Origin of the sequence: Frankia sp. Mgl5 (assembly GCF_023242985.1) — a bacterium.
GTDB classification, from domain to species: domain Bacteria; phylum Actinomycetota; class Actinomycetes; order Frankiales; family Frankiaceae; genus Parafrankia; species Parafrankia soli.
Window position 1 is genome coordinate 1 of sequence record NZ_JALKFY010000725.1, and the last position, 4,531, is coordinate 4,531.

General features: G+C 73.6%; 5 protein-coding genes. 3 read left to right on the plus strand and 2 right to left on the minus strand.

From position 1 onward, the window contains the following. Together MXD62_RS27045 and MXD62_RS27050 are read left to right on the plus strand one after the other, a co-directional pair. Positions 1-658: sensor histidine kinase (locus MXD62_RS27045; RefSeq protein WP_248832229.1), on the plus strand; the 658-nt coding region annotated here is incomplete at its 5' end. Continuing rightward, positions 655-1,323: a response regulator transcription factor gene (locus MXD62_RS27050; protein WP_308301336.1), complete on the plus strand. Its 669-nt coding sequence runs from the start codon at positions 655-657 to the stop codon at positions 1,321-1,323. The genes MXD62_RS27045 and MXD62_RS27050, both read left to right, overlap by 4 nt. Here the strand turns inward: MXD62_RS27050 and MXD62_RS27055 are convergent. After that, entirely contained in the window at positions 1,301-3,166 is a 1,866-nt protein-coding gene (locus tag MXD62_RS27055; protein ID WP_248832230.1) for an MFS transporter, read from the minus strand. The genes MXD62_RS27050 and MXD62_RS27055 overlap by 23 nt on opposite strands. Beyond that, the gene (locus MXD62_RS27060; protein ID WP_248832231.1) at positions 3,166-3,645 is read right to left on the minus strand and encodes a MarR family transcriptional regulator; all 480 of its coding nucleotides are present in this window, start codon (positions 3,643-3,645) and stop codon (positions 3,166-3,168) included. The genes MXD62_RS27055 and MXD62_RS27060 overlap by 1 nt, the downstream gene beginning before the upstream one ends. A 109-nt stretch (positions 3,646-3,754) precedes the next feature. On the opposite strand from MXD62_RS27060, the gene MXD62_RS27065 reads away from it, so the two are divergent. Next, a complete protein-coding gene (locus tag MXD62_RS27065; protein ID WP_248832232.1) occupies positions 3,755-4,438 on the plus strand; it encodes an alpha/beta fold hydrolase in 684 nt (227 codons plus the stop codon). Positions 4,439-4,531: the final 93 nt, after the last annotated feature.

Sequence of the window (4,531 nt, forward strand, 5' to 3'; positions counted from 1 at the left end):
GAGGGGCAGCGCCGCCCGGCCTGAACGCGCTATCCCCGCCCTGAAGGACAGGGATAGCGCGCTACGAATCTCAGTCAGCGTGATGGTCATTCAGGCCGGCGCCGCCCGCAAGGTGCTCGACACGGCACCCGACCAGGCCCGCGCGGCGATGCGCGCGGTCGAGACCAGCGGCCGCAGCGCGATGACCGAGCTGCGTCACGTGATGGGCCTGCTGACGATGACCGGCGGTGTCCCGGACGGCGGGCAGGGTGGTCCGGGTCCCGGCCCCCAGCCGGGACTCGGCGGTGTCGCCGAGCTGGCGCGGCGCGTTCGCGACACCGGGGTGGCCGTCGAGCTGAGCACGGTGGGAACGCCGGTGCCGTTGCCCGCCGGCGTCGACCTGGCCGCGTTCCGGGTGGTGCAGGAGGCCCTGACCAATGCCGTCAGGCATGCGGCCGGGGCGCCGGTCCGGATCGTCGTCGCCTATTCGCCGGATCTCGTCCGGGTCGAGGTGACCGACACCGGCGGCGTCCGGGCGTCGGCCGCCGGGGCGGGCAGCGGCGCCGGGCTGATCGGCCTGCGGGAACGGCTCGCCGTCTACGGCGGCACGCTGGCGGCGGGCCCGCGCCCGACCGGCGGGTACCGGGTGCTGGCCGAGATCCCGCTGGACGGCCCGTGACGCCGCCGCGGGTGGTCATCGCCGACGACCAGGCGCTGGTCCGGGCCGGGTTCCGGATGATCCTCACCGCCGACGGGATCGAGGTCGCCGCCGACGCCGCCGACGGCGCCCAGGCCGTCGACGCCGTCCGGCGGACCCGCCCGGATGTCGTGCTCATGGACATCCGCATGCCGGTGATGGACGGGCTGGAGGCCACCCGCCGGATCCTGAGCGGCACGGCGGCGGCACCCCGGGTGATCATCCTGACGACCTTCGACGTCGACCAGTACGTCTACGCCGCGCTGACCGCCGGCGCCAGCGGCTTCCTGCTCAAGGACGTCAGTCCCGAGCAGCTGGTGGCCGCCGTCCGGCTGGTCCGCGCGGGGGACGCGCTGCTCGCACCGACGATCACCCGGCGGCTGGTGGAACGGTTCGCCTCACCGGAAAGGGCGGCGGCCACCACGCACCGCGATCTGTCGTCGCTCACCCCCCGGGAACTGGAGGTCCTCCGGTTCCTCGCGCGTGGTCTGAGCAACGCCGAGCTGGCGGCGCGTTTCCAGCTCAGTGAGGCCACGGTGAAGACCCACGTGGCCCGGATCCTCGCCAAGCTCGGGTTGCGCGACCGGGTCCAGGCGGTCGTCGTCGCCTACGAGACCGGCCTGGTCACCCCGGGGGCTCGGCACTGACGGGACCGGAGCCGCCCGCCCCGGACCCAGCCGCTCCAGACCCGGCCGCTCCCGGCCCGGCCGGGTCGGCGGCGCCCGGCTCGGTTCCGGCCCGCTTGAGAAGCGTCGGTTCGAGCAGGTCGGGCTCCGCCGGCACCGTCTCGAGGAGGCCCACCGCGAGCGGGACGGGCTCGACGTGGTGGGCGCCGCGCAGCGCCGAGGCCGCCGCGGCGACCAGACCGAGCAGGGCCGAGGCCACGAAGACGACGACGAGCCCGTCATGGAACGGTGCCGAGATGAGGTCGGGGAAGAACTCCCGGCCGGTCACCGTCGCGCGGTGCTCGGGCGAGAGCGCGCTTAGTGTCCCGGTCGAGGACAGCAGGTGCTCGACCGGGTTCAGGCCGAGCACCGCGGCGAACAGCGACGCGACCGGGGGCAGGGAACCGACCTGCTGGGCGACGTCGGCGGGCACGCCCTCCGCCCGCAGGCCGGTGGTGAAGGCGCCCGGCAGGCTGCCCGCCAGCCCGGCGACCATGAGTGAGAAGAAGAGCCCGATGGACAGCGCGCCGCCGGCGTTCTGGAAGGTCGAGCGCATCCCGGATCCGACCCCGCGCAGGTGCGCCGGGACGCTGCTCATGATCGAGGACGAGTTCGGCGCGGCGAACATCCCGGCACCGATGCCGTTCACGGTGATCAGCAGCCCGAACGCCCAGTAGGAGAAGTTGACGGGCAGCAGCATGAGGCCGACGAAGCTGCCCGCGAACACCAGCATCCCGGTGGTGGCCAGGCCGCGGGCGCCGGAGCGGTCGGACAGGAACCCCGACAGCGGGCCCGCCACGAGGACACCGGCGGTCAGTGGCAACAGGTAGATTCCGGCCCAGAACGGGGTGTCGTCGAAGTCGTAGCCGTGCAGGGGCAGCCAGATCCCCTGCAGCCAGATGATCAGCATGAACTGCAGACCGCCGCGCGCGACCGACACCGCCAGGCCGGCCGCGTTCCCGGCGCTGAAGGCCCGGATACGGAACAGCGAGAGCTCGAACATCGGCGACTCGAACCGCTTCTCGATCACGACGAAGGCTGCCAGCAGCGCCACGCCCCCGATGAGCAGCACCAGGACCTTGGGGCTGCTCCAGGCCATCGCGTGGTTCCTGTAGGGCTGCAGGCCCTCGGTGACGGCGATCAGCACCGCCCCCAGGCCCACCGAGAAGGTGATGTTGCCCCACCAGTCGAAGCGGCCCCGTTCCGGGCGGTCCCGGCGCTCGGGCTCGCGCAGCGTCCGGTAGGCCCAGATGGTGCCGAAGACACCGACGGGCACGTTCACCCAGAACACCGCGCGCCAGTCCAGGACGGCCAGCACCCCGCCGGCGACCAGGCCGATGAACTGCCCGGCGAGCGCGGCGACCTGGTTGATGCCGAGCGCCAGACCGCGCTGGTCGGGCGGGAACACGTCGGTGAGGATCGCGGCCGAGTTGGCGGCCAGCATGGAGCCGCCGACCGCCTGCAGCACGCGCCAGCCGATCAGCCACATCGCGGCGCTGCGCCCGTGGAAGGGATCGAAGGACAGCAGGATGGAGGCGACGGTGAAGACCACAAAGCCGGCGTTGTAGATCCGCACCCGGCCGAACATGTCGCCCAGCCGCCCCAGCGGCACGACGAGCACCGCCTGCACCAGGCGGTATCCCATGATCATCCAGAGCAGATAGCTGACGTTACCGGGCGCCAGCGGATCCAGGTCGATGCCGAGGAAGATCGGCGGCAGGGCGATCAGGACGATGGAGCCGTCGAGCGCCGACATGAAGACCGCGGCGGTCGTGTTGGCCAGGACGGCCCAGCGGCGATCGCCGTGCTTGGTGACGGCCGGCATCAGATGCGCTGCGCCAGGCGCTCGAGCAGCGGCGCGGCGGCCTTCAGGCAGGCCAGCTCGTCGTCGTCGAAGCCGCTGGACAGCGCCCGCGCGAGCTGCTCGCTACGGGCGTTTCGCCTGTCCCGCAGCGCCTCGCGGCCGGCGTCGGCGAGCGAGAGGATCACCCGGCGGCCGTCGTCCGGATCGGGCCGGCGTTCGACGAGGCCACGCTCCTCCAGGCCGCCGAGGGTCGCCCCCATCGACTGCGGGCTGATCGTCTCCTGCTTCGCGAGGGCCGCGGCGGTGGTCGGACCGCCGCGCTCAAGGCGCACCAGGGCCGCGATCTCCCCGACGGTCAGCTCACCGTCGGGCTGCACCAGACGCAGCCGCCGCACCAGCAGGCTCATGCTCAGCCGCAGCCCGGCCGCGATCTCGAGGAGGTCGGCGAGTTCGACGGGCCCGGCGGCGTCCGCCTCGACGATCTCAGCGTCAGCGAGCATTCCGTCAGCCTAGACTTACAAGTCCAGCCTGACCAGATGTGTCCTGGTCAGCGGCCCGACGTCCCGGAATCGGGAGCGCCGGCCGGTGATCTGGGCTTACTGTTCGGGCATGGCTGACATCTCGCCGGTGGTTCTCGTCCACGGCCTCGCGTCGTCGAGCGAACACGGCTGGCGTGCAGCCGGCTGGATCGACCTGCTCCAGGAGGCGGGCCGCGAGGTCGTCGCGGTCGACCTGCCCGGACACGGCCGTTCCCGCCGGGACACCGATCCGGCGGCCTACCCCGACGCCGCCGCCGAGATCGCCGAGGCGTTCGCCGGGCGCGGCGCCGTCGACGCCGTGGGCTTCTCCGCCGGCGCCCACCTGTTGCTCGAGTGCGCGGTGCGCGGGCTGGCGCCGTTCAACCGGCTCGCCCTGATGGGCGTCGGCCCACGGCTGCTGGAGCCCCGCCCGCAGCGGGGCCCGGTGCTCGGTGCCACGCCGTCCGAGGACGACGGCACCGACATCCTGGCCCGGCTGATCCGCGGGCTCGCCCGGCGCGCCGGCAACGACATGGCCGCGGTGGACGCGTTCGCCCGCCGGCCGAGGCGGACGCTCACCACGGCCGAGCTGGCCACCGTCGGCTGCGAGGTCCTGATCGTCACCGGCGAGCGGGACGAGGGGGCGGGCTCACCCGAGGAGCTGGCCGCACTGTTCCCCAAGGCCACCGGACGGACCATCGAGGGCGCCGACCACTTCTCCGTGCAGGCCAACCCGCGGGCGATGAACGCCGTGCTGGACTTCCTCGGCGTCTGACCGCCCCGGCGGGCAGGCGCGCGGCCCGGGCCCCCCCGGGGGGGGCCCGGCCCGCCCCCGGGGGGACTGGGCCGGGGTGGTTTGCCCGGTTGG

What these genes read in the sequence shown, in the direction of transcription:
- MXD62_RS27055 (WP_248832230.1), bottom strand. Translation starts at nt 3,166, where the DNA reads ATGCCGGCCGTCACCAAGCACGGCGATCGCCGCTGGGCCGTCCTGGCC.
- MXD62_RS27060 (WP_248832231.1), bottom strand. Translation starts at nt 3,645, where the DNA reads ATGCTCGCTGACGCTGAGATCGTCGAGGCGGACGCCGCCGGGCCCGTC.
- MXD62_RS27065 (WP_248832232.1), top strand. Translation starts at nt 3,755, where the DNA reads ATGGCTGACATCTCGCCGGTGGTTCTCGTCCACGGCCTCGCGTCGTCG.